Annotated in this window: 21 protein-coding genes; 6 read left to right on the top strand and 15 right to left on the bottom strand. The window is 55.6% G+C overall.

The window, feature by feature from the left end; all coding sequences use genetic code 11:
- Positions 1–10: 10 nt before the first annotated feature.
- The 11 genes from queD to BLX89_RS03290 all read right to left on the bottom strand — a co-directional run bounded on the left by queD (position 11) and on the right by BLX89_RS03290 (position 10528).
- Complete coding sequence (gene queD / locus BLX89_RS03340) at positions 11–367, bottom strand: 6-carboxytetrahydropterin synthase QueD (protein ID WP_075289181.1); 357 nt, start codon at positions 365–367, stop codon at positions 11–13.
- Positions 364–996, bottom strand: a complete 633-nt coding sequence (gene queE / locus BLX89_RS03335; RefSeq protein ID WP_075289180.1) for a 7-carboxy-7-deazaguanine synthase — start codon at positions 994–996, stop codon at positions 364–366. Before queE ends, queD begins: the two co-directional genes overlap by 4 nt.
- Positions 996–2111 carry a DGQHR domain-containing protein DpdB gene (gene dbpB / locus BLX89_RS03330; protein WP_075289179.1) on the bottom strand — a complete coding sequence of 372 codons (1116 nt, stop codon included), beginning with the start codon at positions 2109–2111 and terminating at the stop codon, positions 996–998. Before dbpB (BLX89_RS03330) ends, queE begins: the two co-directional genes overlap by 1 nt.
- Complete coding sequence (gene dpdA / locus BLX89_RS03325; RefSeq protein ID WP_075289178.1) at positions 2029–3396, bottom strand: tRNA-guanine transglycosylase DpdA; 1368 nt, start codon at positions 3394–3396, stop codon at positions 2029–2031. Before dpdA ends, dbpB (BLX89_RS03330) begins: the two co-directional genes overlap by 83 nt.
- Entirely contained in the window at positions 3393–4514 is a 1122-nt protein-coding gene (dbpB, locus tag BLX89_RS03320; RefSeq protein WP_075289177.1) for a DGQHR domain-containing protein DpdB, read from the bottom strand. Before dbpB (BLX89_RS03320) ends, dpdA begins: the two co-directional genes overlap by 4 nt.
- Complete coding sequence (locus tag BLX89_RS03315) at positions 4511–5425, bottom strand: DUF6884 domain-containing protein (protein ID WP_143523451.1); 915 nt, start codon at positions 5423–5425, stop codon at positions 4511–4513. The genes dbpB (BLX89_RS03320) and BLX89_RS03315 overlap by 4 nt, the downstream gene beginning before the upstream one ends.
- Positions 5426–5891: 466 nt before the next feature.
- Positions 5892–7268: a hypothetical protein gene (locus tag BLX89_RS03310; RefSeq protein ID WP_075289175.1), complete on the bottom strand. Its 1377-nt coding sequence runs from the start codon at positions 7266–7268 to the stop codon at positions 5892–5894.
- 75 nt (positions 7269–7343) lie between these two features.
- Entirely contained in the window at positions 7344–7736 is a 393-nt protein-coding gene (locus BLX89_RS03305) for a hypothetical protein (protein WP_143523449.1), read from the bottom strand.
- Between the two features lie 153 nt (positions 7737–7889).
- Positions 7890–8081, bottom strand: a complete 192-nt coding sequence (locus BLX89_RS03300; RefSeq protein WP_075289173.1) for a hypothetical protein — start codon at positions 8079–8081, stop codon at positions 7890–7892.
- A gap of 374 nt (positions 8082–8455) precedes the next feature.
- Positions 8456–9682 carry a Shedu immune nuclease family protein gene (locus BLX89_RS03295; protein WP_075289172.1) on the bottom strand — a complete coding sequence of 409 codons (1227 nt, stop codon included), beginning with the start codon at positions 9680–9682 and terminating at the stop codon, positions 8456–8458.
- A gap of 96 nt (positions 9683–9778) precedes the next feature.
- Positions 9779–10528: a DUF4145 domain-containing protein gene (locus BLX89_RS03290; RefSeq protein ID WP_075289171.1), complete on the bottom strand. Its 750-nt coding sequence runs from the start codon at positions 10526–10528 to the stop codon at positions 9779–9781.
- A gap of 200 nt (positions 10529–10728) precedes the next feature.
- Here BLX89_RS03290 and BLX89_RS03285 point away from each other — a divergent pair, with 200 nt between their 5' ends.
- From BLX89_RS03285 to BLX89_RS03270, 4 genes are all read left to right on the top strand, one after another.
- Positions 10729–11667, top strand: coding sequence for a hypothetical protein (locus BLX89_RS03285; protein ID WP_075289170.1), 939 nt, complete (start codon positions 10729–10731; stop codon positions 11665–11667).
- A gap of 381 nt (positions 11668–12048) precedes the next feature.
- Complete coding sequence (locus BLX89_RS03280) at positions 12049–12321, top strand: hypothetical protein (RefSeq protein ID WP_143523447.1); 273 nt, start codon at positions 12049–12051, stop codon at positions 12319–12321.
- 99 nt (positions 12322–12420) lie between these two features.
- Positions 12421–12753, top strand: a complete 333-nt coding sequence (locus BLX89_RS03275; protein ID WP_083637307.1) for a hypothetical protein — start codon at positions 12421–12423, stop codon at positions 12751–12753.
- Positions 12754–12766: 13 nt separating this feature from the next.
- Entirely contained in the window at positions 12767–13042 is a 276-nt protein-coding gene (locus BLX89_RS03270) for a hypothetical protein (protein ID WP_075289168.1), read from the top strand.
- A gap of 81 nt (positions 13043–13123) precedes the next feature.
- Here BLX89_RS03270 and BLX89_RS03265 read toward each other — a convergent pair whose 3' ends face one another.
- The 4 genes from BLX89_RS03265 to BLX89_RS03250 form a co-directional block, all read right to left on the bottom strand.
- Entirely contained in the window at positions 13124–14170 is a 1047-nt protein-coding gene (locus tag BLX89_RS03265; RefSeq protein ID WP_075289167.1) for a calcium-binding protein, read from the bottom strand.
- Between the two features lie 125 nt (positions 14171–14295).
- Positions 14296–14826, bottom strand: a complete 531-nt coding sequence (locus BLX89_RS03260; RefSeq protein ID WP_143523446.1) for a hypothetical protein — start codon at positions 14824–14826, stop codon at positions 14296–14298.
- Between the two features lie 900 nt (positions 14827–15726).
- Positions 15727–16443: a hypothetical protein gene (locus BLX89_RS03255; protein ID WP_075289165.1), complete on the bottom strand. Its 717-nt coding sequence runs from the start codon at positions 16441–16443 to the stop codon at positions 15727–15729.
- A gap of 48 nt (positions 16444–16491) precedes the next feature.
- Positions 16492–17763, bottom strand: coding sequence for a hypothetical protein (locus BLX89_RS03250; RefSeq protein WP_075289164.1), 1272 nt, complete (start codon positions 17761–17763; stop codon positions 16492–16494).
- A 146-nt stretch (positions 17764–17909) separates the two neighbouring features.
- On the opposite strand from BLX89_RS03250, the gene BLX89_RS03245 reads away from it, so the two are divergent.
- Positions 17910–19289 (top strand): cell wall hydrolase, encoded by a 1380-nt coding sequence (locus tag BLX89_RS03245; RefSeq protein WP_075289163.1) that lies wholly within the window; start codon positions 17910–17912, stop codon positions 19287–19289.
- Between the two features lie 3 nt (positions 19290–19292).
- The gene (locus BLX89_RS03240) at positions 19293–19736 is read left to right on the top strand and encodes a hypothetical protein (RefSeq protein ID WP_198935113.1); all 444 of its coding nucleotides are present in this window, start codon (positions 19293–19295) and stop codon (positions 19734–19736) included.
- Positions 19737–19739 lie beyond the last annotated feature (3 nt).

The following is a 19739-nucleotide window of genomic DNA, read 5'->3' as shown; positions in this document are numbered from 1 at the left end:
CCTCTACCTCTCAATTGCCATCGTATTCAGCCCAGCACATGGGCGTCTCGAATACCTTTACGGAACTCAATTCGGGAAGGAGCGGGCGAACCCTTGTCCAGATCCATGTCGAGATGTTCTCAGCTGTCGGATTTTCCAGCCCTTCGATCTCGTTGAGCGTGTGGTGGTCGAGTTGTTCAAGGAGGGGGCCGAAAGCCTTTTCCAGATCGAAAAAGTCGATGACGAAACCCGTGTCCGGATTGACCTTGCCGGCGAGCTGCAGTTCGACCCGATAGGAGTGGCCATGCATCCGATGGCACTTGTGGGTAGCTGGGACGTTCGGCAGGCGATGGGCCGCCTCGAAGGTGAAAGCTTGGGTGATTTTCATGGGATTCCGATCATCTTGTGCGTTTGTAGCGAAAGGCGCCACTTGGGATGTTCCAGGCAGTACTCGGTCACGGCAATGGTATTTTCAGCGCGCTCCGGCCCGTCCATCGGTTGCAGAAAATAGTGCTCGAAGTGGAGGTCCTGCAATGCCTCCGGGAGGAGGTTCGGCTGCGGAAAGACAAGCTTTAGTTCGCTCCCGGCTCGAAGTTTTAAGGGCGCGCCTGCTTTCGGGCTGACGCAAATCCAGTCAATGCCGGCTGGCGGCTCGAGCGTGCCATTGGTCTCGATCGCGATCTCGAACCCATACCCATGAACCGCGTCGATCAACTCTGCATCAATCTGGAGCAGCGGTTCGCCGCCCGTAAAGACAACGTATCGCCTGCTTTCCTTGTTTCCCCAGGTGCGGGCAATCGCTGCAGCAAGCTCCGCTGCATCGCGAAACTTGCCCCCTCCCTCGCCATTCGTACCGATGAAGTCCGTGTCGCAGAACTGGCAGACTGCCTTGGGGCGATCCTCTTCACGGCCCGACCAGAGATTGCAGCCGGAAAAACGGCAAAAAACCGCTACTCTGCCGGCTTGGGCACCTTCGCCCTGGAGCGTTTTGAAGAGTTCCTTGACCGCGTAGCTCATCAGGTCCCCGTGACCTTCTGGCGTGGTTCCTCGGTGCTCACCTGACCCTCGTTGCGCCGGCGACGGACGTCAGCACGAACGATTCCAACGAGATATTGTGCAAGCGTCACGATATCGCGGTTGACGTTCTGCACCGACTTCCAATTTCGTTTGTCGTTTTCCGCGAAATTCCATTCGCCGGACGTCCAGGCGGTGTTATCGACAAGACAAGCAAGGCCCTTGGCGAAATCATCGAAGGTTCTGGCGCCGTCAAGGAGCACGAGAATTTCCATGACATAGCCGAGGGACATGATGCCCGCGCCGTGAACAAGGCGCGACGTCTTTGGCGTGTGGTTCTTCCATGCGTCCTTGAAGACATACTGAACCGCGCGGTAAAAATCGCTGATCAGCTTGAAGCAGAGGTCGGTGCCGTCGGGCTCGCGGATCAATTCACGCATGACCCCGTCGCTCAGCGAATTGATAATGACGCGCTGGATCGCCGTATCTCGAATGAGGCCGCCCGGGTTTGTATGCTGGTAGACTTGACCCTTAAGCGACGATTGTTCGTCGTAGTTTAAACGTGCGGCGATATCGGCGGCGACCGAACGATCACCAAGCCGGCGCGGCAGGCCGGTCACGGTCGGCAGCAGTTCGTAGATCAGCGATTTCGGCAGCGGCCGCGTATTGTTGATCAGGACGAATTGTCGGCGTAGTTCTTCGTCGTCGCGGCAGATGATCGCCGAGACGAAGACCTGGAAGTCCTTCTCATGGACCTGGCCAAGCGCCGTCAACCGCTGCTGGCCGTCCACGACCATGCCCGGCGCTCCCGACGCGATGTCGATCTCTACCATGCATCGCCCGTCGGCACCCTCGTTGCTGATCTCGACATTCGTTGTAAACGCCACAACAATTGGGTTGGGCAGGATCGCCTCCGGCTTCTCGAGATAATCTCGGATCTCCCGAATATGACCAGCAATCTGCGGACGCTGAAACCCACTCAATCCGCCCTCGGCATCGCGCGCGACCCGTTCGATGACCGCAAATTTCTGCAGGTCAGACGCTAGCGCTGCAAATGATAGAACCGTGTGTGCTTCGCTCTGTCTGGCTCTGATCGCTGGAAACTTGAGTATCGTCATTTCGCCCGCTATTGATTGGGAGTTGGTCAACAAGGGCGTTGTAGACGCCCAGATTATGAATGCCGCGCCGTTTATTGCGATTGCTCGCTCGGAAGATCACCACTTCAATCGAAAGTGCAGAGCAGATTGGGCAGGAGCAACGTTTCCAGGGCTTGTCGCTCAGTGTCCGCTTGTATCTGTCTCGGAGATCCTTAACGGCTTTTGCTCCGGGCAAATCGCCAATCGTCTCGCCCATGATGGCCGGCGTCGCGTATTCGAGGACTGTGTCGAGGGTGTCTTCGAGATCAGTCTCGCCGCGATCATAGGATCTGAGCGCGGCGAGCGCATTCTTTTCCATCGATACGAGTTGCTCCTGGTTAAGAGCGCCGCGTTTGGCAAGTCGCATCAGCTTGGGGTTCTCGAGCGCTTGAGGCACTCGGATCGCCGTGTAATAGTCGAGTTTTCCGGCCTTGTTCGGTAAGTAGTAATTCGCTTTGGCGTCCTTAAAGGCACGGATCAACGGCGAGGTCGTATCAAAGCTGGTAATATTGAAGGAGCCGAACGTATCGATCTCGTCAGCCTTAGCAAATCCAAGAATATGTAGGCGGGTGCTCTCCGGAATGACATCACGGATTGCGGCAAGGCAGGCTTTGATCTGCGAAGCTTTTAACGGCACGGTACCACCGAGGGCAAGGTAGTCGTAACCCATCGCGACCAGTCGGCGGGCTCCCTCGGCCATGCTTCCAGGCGACCAGCCTTGAATAACGCCCATGGGCGTGAAGCGGTTCGACATGTGCTGCGTCGACGTCCGAAAAGCTGACGCATTCTCAAGCGTGATCTCGAAACGCCTGCGGGCCTCTTCCGTGCCGCCCTCAAAACCTTTCAGGCTTTCATCGAAATCGAAAATGATATGGTCGACGGAGCAGCCATGAGTGAAGCGCGCATCGTCGTAAAACTCCGCGGTGTCGTCCGGTGTGTAGGGCGGCTTATCTTCCTTATGATAGGTAAACGCCCCGCAATCGCCGAAAATCGGCAGATGCTCGAATCGCGGCTTATCCAGACGAAGGAACTCGCGTGCTCCGACCCGGCGGAAGCGCATTGCCTGGGCCTCGGTATATTTTCCGCCGACGGCCGCGCCACCGACGATGCCGCGGGAAACTAGCATTCCTTTATACGGAGCATAGCCCATGATCTCATGCGGATAAGCGTCGTCCCAATATGGCGTGCGGCCTTCTGAGTACCGGTCTCTGAGAAAGTCGTAACCGGGATCGACGTGATCGAGGCTGTCGGCGAAAATGAATCTCATCGTGTCGGCCTGGATAGTTTGCGGTCGAGTTGCATCAGGTGATCAGCGAGCAACCGGTTGTGCTGCGGCGTTCCTTGGATTTCATTCCACTGCAGGCCAACACCCTCCCATGTTCCCTCGGTCCAGGCGCAGAAAGGGGCGATCCGCTGCAGCGCTTCTCTGACTTCGGTTTCCGGTGTCGCAGAGCTATCAGCGCGCAGCATCACCTGGTCCATCAAAGCACCCATCGCCTTGATGCCAGCAGAATGCATAAGCCGGCTTTCGGTGGGTTGCCTACCCCAGGCCTCTTGAAACACGTCGCGGACGGCAGACCAATAGAGAACAAGGGCATCGTACATGGCATCGGGGTTATAGGCTTCAACCGTAAGATATTGACTCAATGCGCCATAGGGGCCTTTGAGGTTCTTCTTAATCGCGTCGATCAGAGCCGTATCGTTGACGACGCTCTGCTCATTGCCAGTATCGGAGGCGCGACGGATCAGACGATAAAAGGGCGATTTCTGTTGTCGATTGAGAAGGTTGCACAACTCGCTCGGGAGACGATTGGCCGCCAGATCCTTTGGCAGCAGCGAACCCACCTCCGGGAGGAGTTCGTTGATCAGCCTGACGTCGAGGGCTTTGACCTTGTTGACCAGAATAAATTGTTCGCGATGCACCCGCACGTCCTGAGAGACGAAGCCGATGACCGGAACCGGGAAGCGGCTATCCTTGGCTTTCGCGAGCGCCAATGAGCGCTGCTGACCATCGACGATCCAAGCGGCACGCTCACCGGCCTTCCTGATCGGGATGTTCAGCGTTCCCGATTGGCCGACCTCGGTCAGTCCTTTCGGCTTCGGTCCTCGAGACACGTCAAACGTGACGTCGGAAGAAAGGGCGAGCGTGATGGCATTGGGAAAAAGAACTGGGCCGCTGTCGAGAAACTCCGCGATAGCGTTAACATGGCTGCGGATCTCCTTGCGCTGAAAACCCTTTAGGTCCTTCTCGTCACGATGAATCCGACTGATATCGGCAATCCGCGTGAGGTCCGAGCCGTGGAGAAAGAAGGCGTAAACGTCGACGCCGTCGCCTTGCTGGGTTTTGACCGCACGTATTATGAGATTGTTCTCGTCAATGCTCATAGGGCTTGTTCTTTCCGGATCTCGGCCGCCAGCTTTGCGAAGCGCTTTTGCTCGCAAGCGACGTTCAATTCGTCCCGCAATATCCGTAGGAGTTTGGTGGAACGACCGCCGGCACGCGACCAATGATCACGAACGATCGATTTAAGATCCGCGTCGGACATTCGAGCGCCAGACTTGGTGGTCGGACGTGTCCATGTCGACATCGAGGCCTCAGTCAGGGTGCGATGAATGTCGATTGATGCGACCGGAGCCTTGACCAGTATTTCTTCCGCGAAATGGCGGGCGGCACGGGAAGCAAAATCTGATCTTGTCCCCGGCAAGGAGCTGTCGGGGCCATCTAAGCGATCGTCATAGGGGAGCCGAAAGTCTTCAAGGCGCGGATCCAGGTCCGGCACATCACGACCTCCGACAATCCTCAACTTGCTGCAGAGTCCATCCGATAGAAGCGCCAGTGTCGGTGCGATCATGCGCAAATAAGGGGAGGGGAGTCCGACAACAACCACCGGGTCAGCCTGCTCGATCACGTGAAGCAGCGCTTCGGCGCCGCCTAGCGCCGCCCACCAGTCGGCTTCAGAGTATTCGCCATCGAGCTTGTTCATGACGCAGTCGGCGGTCCCCTTCGAGACCGTGAGGTTATAGGAAGGCACGTTGACATCGCCCGGAACGAGGCCAAGACCCGCCGACACGATATAAAGATCAGCCTGGATATTTTGGGCCGCTTTGACCGCCTCAGAGAAGGATCGGCCGCAATAAAGATCCTTTGCTGGGCGGGTAACCTTCACTTGACTGAGGCGATCGGCCCAAGTCTCGACCACGTCCGAAAGCTTACCGTCAGGCAGGTCTCTCGCACAGAGCAACGGGCTGTGGGAAACCCGCTTTCTCTGAGTGCAGGCGGTGAGAATTACGGTCATAATGGTTGTCTCTGTGGTCGTTACCCGGTTACTGGAGCAACCAAATTTTGAGTCCCAAATAACTGCACCGCAGCATTCTGGTCAATACGGAAACTGCAGGACATGACGCGGAGTCCCCAAATTACTGTAGCCGCTCGGTCAGGGCGTGCGCAGTTGTTTGCCTCTTGCCGGTTGCTTTCTCTGATGAAATTCGGGAGTGCGAATGGTGTTTGACCCGGTCAGGAAGGCGATCACGGCCGAGTGCATATCGCTCCTTCTGGACGATAGGGCCTCGGCCGCAACACGGCTGTCTTTGCCTATGTAAGAGCGCTTCGATATAGGGTCGGCAGATCGCGATCTCTGACGGCATGCTTGTCCATTCACGGAAACTGGTGAAGGCGCTGACCCCGGGCGAATTGAAGCAGGCCATCAAGCACTTGGTCGTATGACGTGCGGATGCAATCGGTTCGGCAGGCCACGCTCAGACCTAGCCGCCCTGCTCATCTTTTCGGTCCATAGCGAAACTCATCGTCTCACTGATCTTGCCAAGGGTTCCGTCTTTGCGAAAGCGCCTACCAGAGACGACAAACGTGACGCGCTTCTCGGTGAAGTAGAGCGAAACCGACTCTGCTGAAATGCGCACGAACGCGCCGTTCTGTTGTGAGGCAACAATGTCGCCAGGCCTGACGCCGAGAACGGCTTGCGCCAACTGCGATCGCTCGGTCTCGAGTTGCTGCTCCCAGCGCTCCAGATCAGTTTCGATATGGGCAAATGCTTCGCGGGCGGCCTGAAAGGGTCGATCGGCTCCAAACCAGATCCGATCAGCCATGGCCAGCATGTCGTTTGGAACCGACCTATCCAAGGCATAAGCTGCATTGGTGATCATCTCGTAGATCCGTTCGGCCTCATCGAGCGCCTGCAGACGCGACTGATACGGCTTGACCCTCGCTTCGGAAATGGCCGGAGCCAGAACCTTTTCCTCTTCTTCATCGAGCAAATCGATCGGCATAACGTCACGCAATTTGAACTTGTTCGTTGAGTGTCGTTCCGGCGGGTTCTCCTCACGCCACGATCGCCGATACCATTCTATCCAGGCAGTGTCTGACGAAATGCATAGGTAGCTATTCAGAATGAAATCTGATTCCGGCTGATAGAGATGGGTGCTCGACCAGGCATGGTCTGCGACCGACAGCGGTTGGACCACGTGGCTAAGATTTTGATCCCGTGTGATCCGCGCAAGCGTTGCTATTCGAGTTTGAAGTTCTGCCGTCCACCTGACGAATACAATCGGACCTGCAGCCGAGAACGAATGACGCTTGCCTTCTGTCTCGAAAGCCAGCAATTGCGGACGGGCAAGTGGCATCAATCGCTCGACGAGTTTTCCGATGCTCGCCTTGACCGACGTCCCCCATTTGACGGCAACCCGACCACTCTCTGCCCATTTCTGTGCTTGCCCCTGAATCAAAAGCAGCGCTTGGGCGGCGACGTCCTGATCGAGGCTCGAGATATGTTTCAGGCGCGACGTATCGATCTGGTGCTCGATGCCGCGATTGCGAAGTTCGTCGAGTGCCTCATTCAGGAATTTCGATTGAAGTTCAGTGAAATGTCCGGCGGTGCGGGCTTGTAATGCGCTTTTCCGTTTGGCTTCCAACTCTTCTCGAAATGCTTTCAAGGCGGGACGTCGCGGCGCATGGCCCGCCACCACGCGCGCCCAATAACCGCGAGGAGGCTTTGGAACCTGCAATTTCTCGCAAAGCTTACCGACTGCGACGTCGGAGATGCCGAGTTCGATGGCAATCTCGCTGGTCGGGCGCTCCCATACCAATGCGAAGAGTTCTTCTCTCGACATGTCGCGCTTGGCCATTCGAAGGTTCTACCAATCAAACTTTCGGGCGGCACCGGGCGCCTTCTTTGGGGCCGCGAACTCGTATGATTCGCACTACGGGCATAGTCCATCCAATACTAGCATCGCCTCATCCAGGGTCTTGATGCCGAGTCTGGCGATCGGCCTGGTTACAAACTGCGTGTATCCAGACAGGTTGCTGTTCGCGCCGTCACCTTTCGTGTCGGTCCAGCCTCGCCCTTTCGGATCCTTATCTACTCGCTCGATCGTTGGTGGCAGGTCGCGTGGCATGCCTAGGCGGGTAAGCCACAGATTGACACGATCAGAATGGTCGAACTCTATGCCAATAACTCGGCGGCCACGCTTGCTTTCCCATACCTCAAGATGCGCTCTCCGGCTTGTGTCGCGGGCGCTTGGCACTTCAACGAAGTCGCGGCGCAGGCGCGCACGCAAAGCGCCCTTAAGGTTCTCGATCTCGGTATATGACATATCCATCCTTTCTTTAGGGTGATTGCGATAGTGGTAGGTAGGGTAATCCCGGCGGCGCGCGCCCCCGTAGGTCAACCGAGGAATTATCGCCCAGAATATGATCCTGGAGGTATGCATGCCAATGCACCAAAAGCGTGCAACGCTAACGGCTGCTCATTCTGACTGCATCTCAGCAACATCCTCGGCATCAAGGAGCCGATCATACGGCTCCATGAGTTCGCGAAAATCCTCCGGCTTAATTACGAAGTACTGGTTGCCGTTCGGCCAGGCGACCCACTGACCTTTGTTCAGCATAGCCATCAAGGCGTCATACATCCCCAGCTTTGCTTCTATGACTTTGTTCATGCCTACTCCTGAGTTCAATGCCAAGTAGTCCAGCGGAGCATCCCCGCCCGGTCATAAGCCGAAGCGCGGGGGGGAGCGGAACTGCCGACGCCAGGCCGACTTAACACTGAAAATTTTTTGCAGTCGGGCCCGAACTCGCACTGGCAGCTTTTGCATAAGTGGAAATCATTTCCGCTGCCGCCCGAAGCAGACGAAGGGGGTTCATAAAGTGGAACGGCTTTTTGCGCCTTCAAAATGGTCATCGAGCCACCGGTCGCTGTTGCTACAAAGCGGACATGACGCAGTGGCAACGCGGGTCACAGTTGCGCCAGAAGCGGTCATCTTGGGATGCTCTAAATTGGGGAGGAATCGGATCAAGGTGCTTTCCGCTGGTACTAAGCCCCCAGAGCTGCGATCGTATGGTTCAGTCGACGCAGCAGGTCATCGTACGTGATGATATCCATCATGTTAGCGTACTTGCGCTTGATGATCTCGAAGTCGAGCAACTGGCCTTGGGTCATGCCTGCTCCCCCGACCTCATCGCGCCCGACGATGATGATCGACTTTGGGTTAGAGATTCTGATTTTCAGACCAGGCGGTAGCTCCGAAGCGTACCGGTTGGTTAAGGTCTCTTCTCCTTTGACACCCCATTTGGACAGGTGGAAAAGGTATTTCTCCGCCTGCATTATGCTGCCGCTGAGCTCCGACGTGGGAACATTATTCCCGCGGTAGGTGCTCTTTCTGAGAATCTTGTCATCGAACGGTTTCTTGATTTCGATTACGTCAAGATTGCCGTTCGCGTCCACCATGGCGATGTCGATGTAGCGGTCCGTTTTCCTCGCAGGATCGGTGTAGTAGTCGTGAATCGTCACATTTTGTAAAACCTTTATGTACTTAGGGAAAAGCAGGAGTAGGAACGAGAGCATGAGCTTCTGCCAGTCGTCCTCTGACCAATTCTTTTTCGTCATAAGTGCGTCCGTTATGAGGTCGCGGATGAGGACGTACTTTTCGACCTCGAGTTTCTTCAGCACATCTAGGTCGAGTGCGACCGCCCCGCCGATCAACGACTTTCTGTTGAGATAGCTCTCATAGCGACCTCGCGCGTCCTTCATCCCGTCCAGGTAGTGCGCAAGGATCATGTGTACGCGAGCACCGGCGTAGTGATTGAGCTCAACGGTGTTGGGAAATTTCTTGAGCAGCTCTTCGAAGACACTCCTGGGGATGGCATCCCGCCGCGTTCCTCCAATCACGATAGGATTAGTGTGATTGAGAAGGTCAGCTAACTTGCCGAAAATGGAAATGTTCCGCTCAGCCGCGAACACCTGTCGCCGGAGCGGGATGTTCTGACAAATCAGCAAGTCGTTCTTGATCCCGAGCACCCTGCCTGCGATCTTAAAGTAACTACCCTGAAGAGTCCCGAACGTGAATCGGTACTCGTAATGGGACAGGTCCTGCCCGGGCGCTGGTGGGTTCAGCAGGTCTGCTGGCGTGAAAGAAAACACGCTTGAAAGCCGGACCTGCTTGGACTTCTGAAGCTCGTCCCGTATCCATTCCCCGTTGGTTCCGAAGTCCGGCGAGTATTCCAGCACGATTCCACTGGTTGTTTTCGTGAATTTTTGCATCTTCCCCCGCGCTGCTTTAGTCCGCTTCCGGACGAGAGCGGCCTTGCCACCCTCTTTCGAGGGGGTGTAAAAGGCTCAGTGGTGTTTCACGACGCCCTACCAAGTATTTTTGCCCTTGTTCTGGATAAGCTTCTGGGCCTTTGCCGCCAGCATCGCCTTTTTCTCGTCAATCAGCTCGGCCAGCGCATCTTCCAGCAGCTCGAAACAATCCAGCAGCGCTTGAGTATCAGCCTGCCCCTCATGGCTGCCGTAGTTGCCCACATGACGAAGGGCATCAAGAGCGTCCTTGTGCCCCGGTTTCATCGTGTCGAATTCGTCAATTCGTTCCGACAGGTCGAGGGTATGAATCTTTGTCTTCTTCCCTTTCCCCTTCAACGGCACCTTGAAATGGTCCATCAGCCGTTCCACGAAAATGCGCAGGCGGTTCGCAGCAGCGGCCTTATCCACCCAATAGAGTTCAAAAGCCTTCTTCAATTGTTTCGCACACTCGTGCGGTAGTTTTCCCGAGACAGGGATAATATGGGGCGCTGGACGTATGAACCCGCAAACAAGGATGCTTTCCCAAGACTGAGTGCGATGTTCGTAGTCTTCTAACATCCATGCTTGCCGATCACCCCCGACCACTACAATTTCGCCGCAGGTCGAAACCTCGCACTTCATCAGCGCCACAAACCGTTCAACAGTCCAGTCAGGCTCGGAATCCGGTTTATTCTGCTCATCCTTGGAATATTCGGTTTCTTCACACCGAGGAAAATTGTGCATCGTCAGCAGTGAGCCTTTTTGGCAGTGCGGACACGTCCACTTAGGCAGAGTTTTAAAACCTACTTCCCACAAATCGCGATTCATTAGCCGTCCCTCAGGCAAAACTAAAGAAGACGGTTATCGCGATTCTGGGTTGCTAACCAAATGTCCTGCAACGCTCACCCACGCCGACGCTGACCTCGTGTCTTACGTGATGGCATGTTATCTCGGCGCTGCACAGTCGAGCTTGACCTTTAGCGAATGAAATTAGAGCTTGCGAGCGCAAACCTGTAGGAAAACGCGTCATGCCCGAATGGGACAAATACAGAATCTCGATACCTGGCGACGGCCTAAACGCAGTCCAAGGCACGCAGTTCGAACGGGTTTCCCACATTGCACATCTCAAGGAAGCCCGCCGCATTCTCGAAGACGGCTTTCTGCGAGCAGGATTGGTCAACGGCGGCAGCCGCCTGGACGCCACCCGCACCTGCGTCAACTTCTTTTCGGCAAATACTTGGGCTTATGGTTCGATTTACGGAAGTGTCGCCTGGCATTACGACTGGAAGACACTCATCCAAGGAAGGCGCATCTATTGGGTCGAAGAGAAAACCAATTACCGCTACCCAATCTACCGCTTCCTGATTTCCGAGTTGCAGCCAGACGCGCTTCCCGATCTCACTCCTTACGACCCCTCGACTGATCTGGGACCTTTACGGGAGAAAAGCGGCGAGTGGTATTTCAATAATAGCGATAAAGTCTCAGAGTTTCTGATCGACGGCGATCTGGATCTAAATGACTGCATCGAGTTTGATTTCGTCCAGCACCATTCGAAACATTGTCGCAACGGGCAATGTGACGAAAAGGGTAAGCGGTCGGTCCGTGCTATGGCAGAGGCGATGGCATTCGTGTTTGGTAGTGACACCCACACACTAGACCAAATCCTGCAACGCTCTGCCCGGTGGCGGAAAGACAAGCGTCTGTCGGATTGCGTGCCTGATGGTCTAGCGGAATTGTATACCCGGTTCGCCGGGCTGAAGGAGGATCACTTCACCGGGAACATCCAAGACGGCGAATTCAGCGCAGCGTTAGTACGGGGAGCGATGGCTCTATATGGTTCCGGGCAACCGGAACGCGCCAAGAAGTTGGTGAGCGCGCTGAAGAGCGGCGAGATCCTAGAGACTGCGATGAAGCGCATCGTAGAGGAACACTTCGGCATCGACGACTATGAGATTTACGAGCGTTGATCACTTTATTCGCGGATGGATCCATCTTCCCCAAGTCGTAGTCCTGCCGCATCTTTCAACAACGAATGAATGTGAGATTAGGGCCAGAAGCCGCCATGTCGGCAGGAACTCTGATGTCCGCTTTTGGTGTTTGGTGTCCTGGCAGCGGAAGGTCGGCCATCGGCCCCAACTTGGTCATTTATTCCCTTACATGGCGATGTCCGCTCTTGGCGGTTCATAGCCGAAGGCAGAATGGGAATTGTTTTCGCCAATGCGCTGCTTACCTAGCAGAATTTACAAGTCTCCATGGGCTCAGGCCCCCGCAACCAGCTTCATGAACCGAAAAGGCTCCCTATGACCCGACACCGCGTTCTTATGCTCATTCCCCTGACGTGCATCGCAATGATTGCCGCCGTTGTGTTCGGCGCGCTCCCGGCCTCTGCCTATCACGGCTCGGAGGTGCCGCTCGTCGTCACGACCGCCGCCGACGATCAGCTGCTGGCCGTGCACGACTTCTACAAGGTCGCCGATCTGGTGGCCGATGTTCGCGTCACGCCTGCTGAAAACGAACCTACCCCCGCCGAGGTGCGGCAACCCCGCATCCTGGAACCGGAATACGCCCTTGCGCGGCGCACCGATGCCCAGAACCTCGTCGAGCTCCGGCGACGTTGCTGAAAGCGTAGACAATGAGGATGTCGGAGGTTGCCACGCCTCCGGCTTGTCTCTTCATGTGTCCTCGATCGAGGGCAGATGCAGCGACAAGGAGCCCCCAAGATGTCGACGAAGAAAGACCACGGCTACAAGAACCCGTACCTCGATCAGACGATCGACAGGGGCACGCCGGTACCGACGACCCTGCGCATTTCCGAAACCCGCCAACTCGCGCTTGCCTTCTTCGGAGTGCTTTTCGCGATCGCGTTCATCGTTGGCATTCTGGTCTTGGGCGGCGATGTCGCCCGGTCTTTCGCGCTGGCGGCAGCACTGCTTGGCACGCTGTCGCAGTTCACGGCGCAAGACCCGAATGCGCAGCGCGCCTCGATCGTGATTTCCTATGGCGGGTTCCTTGCATCGGTCGCTGCGATCACCGCTTTCACGCTTGGACACTGAAGGAGAGTTCACAATGGCAGGGCAGGAGCAGGAATTCGGCACCAAGTTCAATCAGAAGGTCACGGTTGGCCGCATGGTGCATTACGTCATGAAAAACGGCGAAATCCGCCCGGCCGTCATCACCAAGGTCTGGCGCGACATCCTCGAAGACGATCCGAACAGCGGCATGTCCAATCTCCGGATCATGACCGACGTCGGCGACGAGGAGCGCGAGAAGGAATGGCGCGGCTCGGTGAACTACGCCGAGACCGGCGAGCCCAACACTTGGCACTGGCCGCCGAAGGTTTGACAATTCATATCTATCGCTCTCATCTTGGCGAGGCAAAGATGAGAGCTCTATCAGTTCGATCTTGTTAAAGATCCAGGTTGACTACGCAGACAGCAAGAAGCTCGTCTCTGTAATCGACAGATTGGCATCAAGAATTGCTACCAGTTGGGCTCCACCTGACCCATTGCCATCAAAATCGTAGTACAGCTCACCGGTGTCCGTTTCATAGATAATACGGTCTGACGCGTCATGAGCTACTCCCGAAGTGCTCTTATAGAACTGGCCCGAACTAAGAGTACTTGTTCCAGTTATGGCCGTGAACGCTGCTTTCGAAAGCGAGATATTGTCATCAGCGGCCGTAAAGTCTTCAATGATATCGTAGTGGCTTCCTCCGACTAGCGTGAACTTAAAGATGTCGTCCCCCGAACCACCATTTAAGGAATCCCAACCGCTTCCACCGTTCAAAGCGTCGTTGCCGCTGCCGCCGACAAGATCGTCATCGCCGGAGCCGCCGGAAAGCGAATCGTTGCCAGCACTTCCGTTGATGTAATCGTTGCCGCTATCCCCGGCGAGGACATCGTTGCCATACTCGCCGTAGAGCTTGTCGTTACCTTTGCCTCCATAGAGCTTGTCATGCGAGATCTTGTTGTCGAAACCATCTCCGTATAGGATGTCGTTTCCGTCGTCCCCACGCACAATGTCATCGCCCAGGTTCCCGCGGATCGTGTCATTCCCTGAACCACCGAATATTTCTTCGCTAAAAACACCCGCAATCACCGTATCGTCACCGCCGTACATATGAATTTCAACTGGGTATTCAAACAACAGTCCATTGGCATAAACGTCTTCTCTTGACGCCAAGTGCTCCTCAGCTGTTCTTCCGTTTGCGATGAAATTAATATAAGTATTCGCTGCGTCGTCTCCCGTAATCACAAGATGTGGCACCTTGTCTTCATCGTAAAAGAACGTTTGTGTCATTCCCCCGCCAAGCAGCTTGACCGTTGTCGCCGAGTAATCAACCGGCGCCAATTGAGTGACCGTAATGAGCTCACCCAGGTCATTCAGGATCGTAAATCGAAGACCGTTCCCAACAGCTTCTACTGATTGAAGTTGGCCGCCTATATTGGTTACATTTCCAAATAAACTCATATATTATTCTCCCGAATCCAGCCCACAAAATCAACCAGAAGTCGCGTCGTCGGTCAAGCTGCAGCCGAGATTTATGCGGATGTGTCGGGACACGCGGACACCGTCATATTGCGGGACTACCTTTGTCAGCGTGTCGCCGTCGGGTACCACGCCGATTCAGGTGGATGGCGTTTCCGGACGATCGTTTCGCATTTCGTCGCAAGGGCCATGTTAGGAGAGGGGTCATCGTCCTGTGAGAGCTCAACGAACTTAGCTTCTGCAGCCTCGAAAGTCGCAATCATCTCGTCGGAGATTTCTTCACGCCGCCTTATCCGGCTGGCCAGCTGCACAAGTGTGGCATAGTTGGTGGCGTGGCCTGCAAACAGCTTGCTTAGCCGCTCGACCTGCTTGTTCAGCTGGAAGATGGGTTTTGAAAGGGCAAGAACGGCCGAAACCGTGCTCAATACGCCCCAAACGAAAGCGCCATATGCAGTGTCCCAAATAGTAAGTGCGGAAACGCCGCTACCAGTGGTGCCAACGGCGATCGCGGTATCGAGCCAAATGGAGAGGCGTTGGTAGTAAGCCAGCATCCTGCCATAGTACTCGCGGTTCAGATCGCTCCTGCTGGTTAAGGTGTAGATTTCAACCAGCAAGCTTCGCATTTTTTCGATTTCCACCTAAAAACCTCTTTGGCAAACCCGGCATCATCAACGTTATTTTATTTACGTTCGGCGCCAAACGATCCGTTAGTTTGGAGGATTACGAATGCACGGAGGCGCGCAATGAAGGAAAGGCTGCTGCTCTGAGATGCTGTTGACTCCTTCCCTCGGAATGCCGCCTAGTCCGGTGCCAGGCACGACGATCAGGGGTCCGCCCAGTATTTGCCCAGGACTGGTGATGTCTGAGTTCGGATCGTTGGGGAACACTGCCATCGCCGTGTTTTCAGCGATATACTTTGAAGTATCGGTGCAAGTAGTAATCCCATTCGGCCCATTGCATATCAGACCCAGTTGAGGATGCTTGTCGATAATTACGATCTGGATGGGCAGCTGTAGCGTCTGAGAAAAGGAGGGGCTCGCGTTTAGTATCGCGATAGAAGCTAGGAAATAATGAGGTCGTAAATCTTGCAATGCATCCCACATGGATCCGCTCCTTATTTGAGCTGTGCGGTGGTGCTGAACAGAATTTATGGGTGAGAGGTATCAAACTTTCAGTCAAAGGGGTTTCGGACACATGGAGGAGCGCAGAAGCCAAATGGCGTCTGCTCCGCTATGCCATTGGATTTACCTTCTGGAGCATCGTCGAAGCCATGGGTTGTAGGCTCCTCAGGTCGAATTATCCCAGACGAATCCTCACCCTCAATGTCCGGTAGAGGTATAGCAGGGGGCTCGTCGGTCACCTGATCCTGCGAAAGGCAAGGGGCGGCCGGCACCAGCGTTAGACACAAAACAAAATAGAAAAGGCCTAGGCGTTGCAATCCATTCCGCATTGTAAGCTCCGTGGTCGGCCTATACGGGTTGCACAACTACAAACACACTATCACGGCGTACACGTTTTGCGAGATCAAATATCCTCGATTATAGCCCGAAACGTGCGCTCATCTCTTCCGCAATAGCTTTTGTTTTATCTACGGAACCGGAACAAAAGGCGAGCGCATTGATACCGTATTTGTCGATTACAAAGGAAACCCAGACCTCGATAGTCTCGGTAACACCGGCTGTAGGGACAATGCGTTGGGTTTTTGGGTCAACTTGAGCACCCGCAAGGACTACGCCCGGTCCAAATTTCACCCCAGGACCGTAGCTGACGCGGGCACCATGCTGATTTTGCACCGTCGCCTGTCGGACTTCTTCGACAGTCTTCTGCGGGGCGAGGTCGATGTGCTTCCCGTGCGCGGCCAGTTCGTTCAAGGTGCTCAGCCACGCGTTGTCTGCACATTGGAATGGCTGTTTGGCCAGAAGCCACTGATAAACGAGTTCATGGTGAGCGCGCACGGACTTCCATCGCCACCGTCCCAGGACGGAGTCAAAGTCGTTTTGTGCGCTGGTCACTGGGAAATAAACTAGAGCACGTTCCTTGTCGTCGTCGCTCAACGTGGGGGCGACGTGCGTATCCCAGTACTTGCGGGCGAGGCGGTCCAGTACACTCCTTAATCTCTCCAGCACCTCATGTGTCAGCTGTTCGGCTCTGTCTGATACCTTACGTGTAGAGAGGCAGTTGTCGTATTCTTCGCGTAACTCCTTGAGCAATTCGTCCGCTCTTTTAAGCGATACCGCGATTTTTGGGTCTACCATCTTATTCCCTCCCAACTGTTCCAGCGCCCGACGCCAATCTTCGGAACTTTACTTGCCCATTGCTTTGTCAACAAGTTCTGTAAAGTTCGGTGGGTCCACGCTATCGCCAGATTGGCCCGGTGTCGGACGGAACAAGGCATTGAGGATCAGAGCGCGGTCCTCTTTCACCGCTGCCTGCTCGGCGATCAGGTGGAAGTAAGTGTCCATCATCGTGTGGCGCTGGTTGGCGTCGTCGAGAAGCATCAGAGATCGTTGGTTGAAGCGTACAACAAGACGGATAAGCCACAGGTATAGGACGATCGGCAGCGTAATTAAGAAGAGCCGGCCTACTGCTATTATCGCTAGCAATGTAGCTGGTGGCCCGGACGGCGTCTGACCAGGGCCCGGCGCGGTTACGGCCGGGGTCACTATTAAAGTTTGTTCGACGCGGACAATGAAGCCAAGGATCTTATCGTGTTCGAAAATTCCCCACACAGGACCGCCGACAAGCAGCAGGAGCAGAAGAGCACTGGACAATCGAAATGACCAACTACTGCTATTGGCACGCTTATCCCATAGCTTTTTAGTTGAGATTGTCCCTAAATCTTCACGCATCGAGGCTATTTGCGCGGTGGCTTCCTGAACCCGCTCATGAAGGTTCGATATCTGGTCTTTGGCGCTGTCAAGAAAGGCAGAGGAGTGAGAGATCGTTTGCTGCGCGGAATTTTCCAGGCGGCTTATCAGCGACTGCGTATCTGTATAGGTCTTCTGCATCGCTGTCACAGTCGAGGATGCCTGCTGAAACTGCTCCCGCGCTGTGTTCAGAAGAGCGGATGCTGTCTCATCGAAATGCTTTTTGGTCCTCTCGAACTCCTCGTCTTGCGCTCGAGCCGGTCCATCTGCGTAAGCTTTCCAAGCAGCGTAACTCGCCAACTCGGCTTCGACCAACAGATCGTTCAGCTCTATGGGAATTGTGTTTTCCTTACCCTGAGCAATACGTGTTTCGAACAAATAACCGCCAAGAATTGCAGCGATCGGCTTCGGACGGTTGGATATAGTGTTGAGCCAGCGCTCAAAACGTAATTTTCCCGCTTCGCTGACCGGGCCGATGGCTATTTCAACTGTTTTTGAGTGATTATTTGCCAACGCTCGCATATTGCGGGTAGCAGCGACGACCAGCTTCGCCAGCTCGCTGTCAAGTGGCAGCTCAGAAGTAAGCGCTTCGATTGTGTTCGCCACTTCAATATGTTGAGCGGCAGAATAGAGCTCGTCTTCTTTTGTGGAAGGTGCGGATCTCTTAGCAAATATCCCACTTACTGCTTGAAAAGTATCGAAATCCATTGCTGCCCGAGGCCCTATAAACAACCTCTAGTTAAAAGCAGGACGAGAAGAACAGCAAGCGCTCCCTCTTTCCAAATTTCACTTATAGACCTATAAATTCGCATCGACCGCGCATGACGTGCGGCTTCTTCTTCAGGAGCCGCCACATGCCCCCAATCGTCGTCGGTCTCGGCAGCAATTCTGAAAGCTTCGAGTGGAAAGACCCGCTAGGCCTGTTGGGCGGCGGAGGGCTTGCGCCGAAGATCGAGACGATGCCAGTTGCTGCCACTCCGCAGCAGCCGCAGCCTGCACGCGTGATTGGCAAGAACTCGTCGTTCGATGCTAAAGACTGGAACGACATCGTCGATACCGTCATCGCCGAAGCGGCCGGCGACGGTCCTGAGGGTATGCTGGCCGTTGCATCGACGATCAAGAACCGCGCCAAGATCCGCGGGATTTCGCCGGCTGAAGTCGTGCGCCAGCCATCGCAGTTCGAGGGTTACGAAAATCCACGCGAGGGTTCGCGGAGAGCGCAGCGTGACCCTGCTATCCGGAGCGAGGCCGATAAGATCCTGCAGGGCGTGTTCGACGGCACGCTGCAAGACCCGACCGACGGCGCTGATCATTTCCACGCGGACTATGTGAGCCCCGCCTGGGCCAAGACTATGCCGGCAACGAAGAAAATTGGCGGCCACACGTTCTATCGATCGACTGGGCAGGCGACGGGCAGTGAGCCGCAGGCACGCGGGATATTGGTGGATGACGAGTACGTCGCACAAGATCCGCTCGGCCTTGCTGCGAATGATGATCCTTTCCGAGCGGTCGATAAGGACGCCGCTGCCCGTCCTGCCGAAGAAAACGAAGACGTCAGCACGGCAACTGCGTTCCTGGAAACCAAGCTGCGCGGTCATGGCCCGGAGCACATCACGGGCATGGTGCCCGAAATGCAAACCGGGCTTACCGCGCTGATGCAATCAGCGCCTCCCGAAATCGCCGATGGCTTGGAAATCTTCTCGGGCACACGCACGGTCGAGCGACAGAAGGAACTGTTTGATGCCGCGGTGAAGAAGTACGGCTCTGTCGCAGAGGCCCGTAAGTGGGTCGCGCCGCCGCCTGGTGAGCATGGCTCCAAGGGGTCGCAGCACAACCATGGCCGCGCCGCCGACCTCGCGTGGAACGGTCAGCGCCTCGACAAGGCGCCGGCTCACGTCCGCCAGTGGGTGCACGAGAATGCTGGCAAATTTGGCATGACATTCCCACTCGGAAACGAGCCGTGGCACATCGAGCCGGTCGGCGCTCGCGCGGAGGTAGGTGCGGCTCAGACCGAGGCGGTGGACCAGATTATCCGGGACGTGGCAGGACTGAGCGAGGTGATGTGGACCAAGCGCATCGACTTGCCCAACGGTGCCGCTGCGTGGGGCAGCCATACGCTCGGCATCCAGCAAAAGGGTAAATGGGATTTCACGCGACTGGCGTTCGAACCGCACATCGTCGGTGCCGAAATGTGCGGCAAGAAGCTTCGCAACGAAGTCTCTAAGAAGCTCTGAGCCATGCCGATGTTGATGCCGACCGTCATGGCTGCGTTCCGCTTTCTGGGCCTGCAAGGCATCATCGCCTTGGGCGTCTTCATTTTCTATGAGGGCGTCCCTCTCGTGAAATCCATCCCTCATGTCGAATATGTGCCCGTCATATCCGACCTGGCGTTTGGTCGCGTCGATCGCGCGTATCAGGACGGAAAACTGTCCGAGCGATTGGCGTGGCAGGAGAAACAGCGCCGCGCCGAAATCAAGCTTGCAGCTGATCGCCGCGCCGCACAGGAGACTATTGATCGGATCGAGGCCGACTATTGGGCCAAGCAGACCGACCAAGCCATCCAACTCGCCGATCTGGAAAAGGCGTTGCAAGCCGAAAGGGCACAGAATGCGGACATCAGTGCTTGCCATAGTGGCGTGTCTAAGCGGGTGCGCGACCAGCTCGCTCCAATCGGTCGATAAAAC

This window comes from Pararhizobium arenae (genome assembly GCF_001931685.1).
GTDB lineage: Bacteria > Pseudomonadota > Alphaproteobacteria > Rhizobiales > Rhizobiaceae > Pararhizobium > Pararhizobium arenae.
The sequence above is the reverse complement of the archived record's forward strand: the minus strand, read 5'-3'. Positions and strand labels throughout refer to the sequence as shown.

Bases quoted from the DNA above. Each gene is read 5' to 3' on its own strand.
- BLX89_RS03295 (WP_075289172.1), bottom strand. From the start codon at position 9,682: ATGCAAAAATTCACGAAAACAACCAGTGGAATCGTGCTGGAATACTCG.
- BLX89_RS03270 (WP_075289168.1), top strand. From the start codon at position 12,767: ATGGCAGGGCAGGAGCAGGAATTCGGCACCAAGTTCAATCAGAAGGTC.
- BLX89_RS03245 (WP_075289163.1), top strand. From the start codon at position 17,910: ATGCCCCCAATCGTCGTCGGTCTCGGCAGCAATTCTGAAAGCTTCGAG.
- BLX89_RS03305 (WP_143523449.1), bottom strand. From the start codon at position 7,736: ATGTCATATACCGAGATCGAGAACCTTAAGGGCGCTTTGCGTGCGCGC.
- queD (WP_075289181.1), bottom strand. From the start codon at position 367: ATGAAAATCACCCAAGCTTTCACCTTCGAGGCGGCCCATCGCCTGCCG.
- BLX89_RS03240 (WP_198935113.1), top strand. From the start codon at position 19,293: ATGCCGATGTTGATGCCGACCGTCATGGCTGCGTTCCGCTTTCTGGGC.
- BLX89_RS03290 (WP_075289171.1), bottom strand. From the start codon at position 10,528: ATGAATCGCGATTTGTGGGAAGTAGGTTTTAAAACTCTGCCTAAGTGG.
- dbpB (WP_075289179.1), bottom strand. From the start codon at position 2,111: ATGACGATACTCAAGTTTCCAGCGATCAGAGCCAGACAGAGCGAAGCA.
- dbpB (WP_075289177.1), bottom strand. From the start codon at position 4,514: ATGAGCATTGACGAGAACAATCTCATAATACGTGCGGTCAAAACCCAG.
- BLX89_RS03265 (WP_075289167.1), bottom strand. From the start codon at position 14,170: ATGAGTTTATTTGGAAATGTAACCAATATAGGCGGCCAACTTCAATCA.
- BLX89_RS03250 (WP_075289164.1), bottom strand. From the start codon at position 17,763: ATGGATTTCGATACTTTTCAAGCAGTAAGTGGGATATTTGCTAAGAGA.
- BLX89_RS03315 (WP_143523451.1), bottom strand. From the start codon at position 5,425: ATGACCGTAATTCTCACCGCCTGCACTCAGAGAAAGCGGGTTTCCCAC.
- queE (WP_075289180.1), bottom strand. From the start codon at position 996: ATGAGCTACGCGGTCAAGGAACTCTTCAAAACGCTCCAGGGCGAAGGT.
- BLX89_RS03275 (WP_083637307.1), top strand. From the start codon at position 12,421: ATGTCGACGAAGAAAGACCACGGCTACAAGAACCCGTACCTCGATCAG.
- BLX89_RS03280 (WP_143523447.1), top strand. From the start codon at position 12,049: ATGATTGCCGCCGTTGTGTTCGGCGCGCTCCCGGCCTCTGCCTATCAC.
- dpdA (WP_075289178.1), bottom strand. From the start codon at position 3,396: ATGAGATTCATTTTCGCCGACAGCCTCGATCACGTCGATCCCGGTTAC.
- BLX89_RS03300 (WP_075289173.1), bottom strand. From the start codon at position 8,081: ATGAACAAAGTCATAGAAGCAAAGCTGGGGATGTATGACGCCTTGATG.
- BLX89_RS03255 (WP_075289165.1), bottom strand. From the start codon at position 16,443: ATGGTAGACCCAAAAATCGCGGTATCGCTTAAAAGAGCGGACGAATTG.
- BLX89_RS03285 (WP_075289170.1), top strand. From the start codon at position 10,729: ATGCCCGAATGGGACAAATACAGAATCTCGATACCTGGCGACGGCCTA.
- BLX89_RS03310 (WP_075289175.1), bottom strand. From the start codon at position 7,268: ATGGCCAAGCGCGACATGTCGAGAGAAGAACTCTTCGCATTGGTATGG.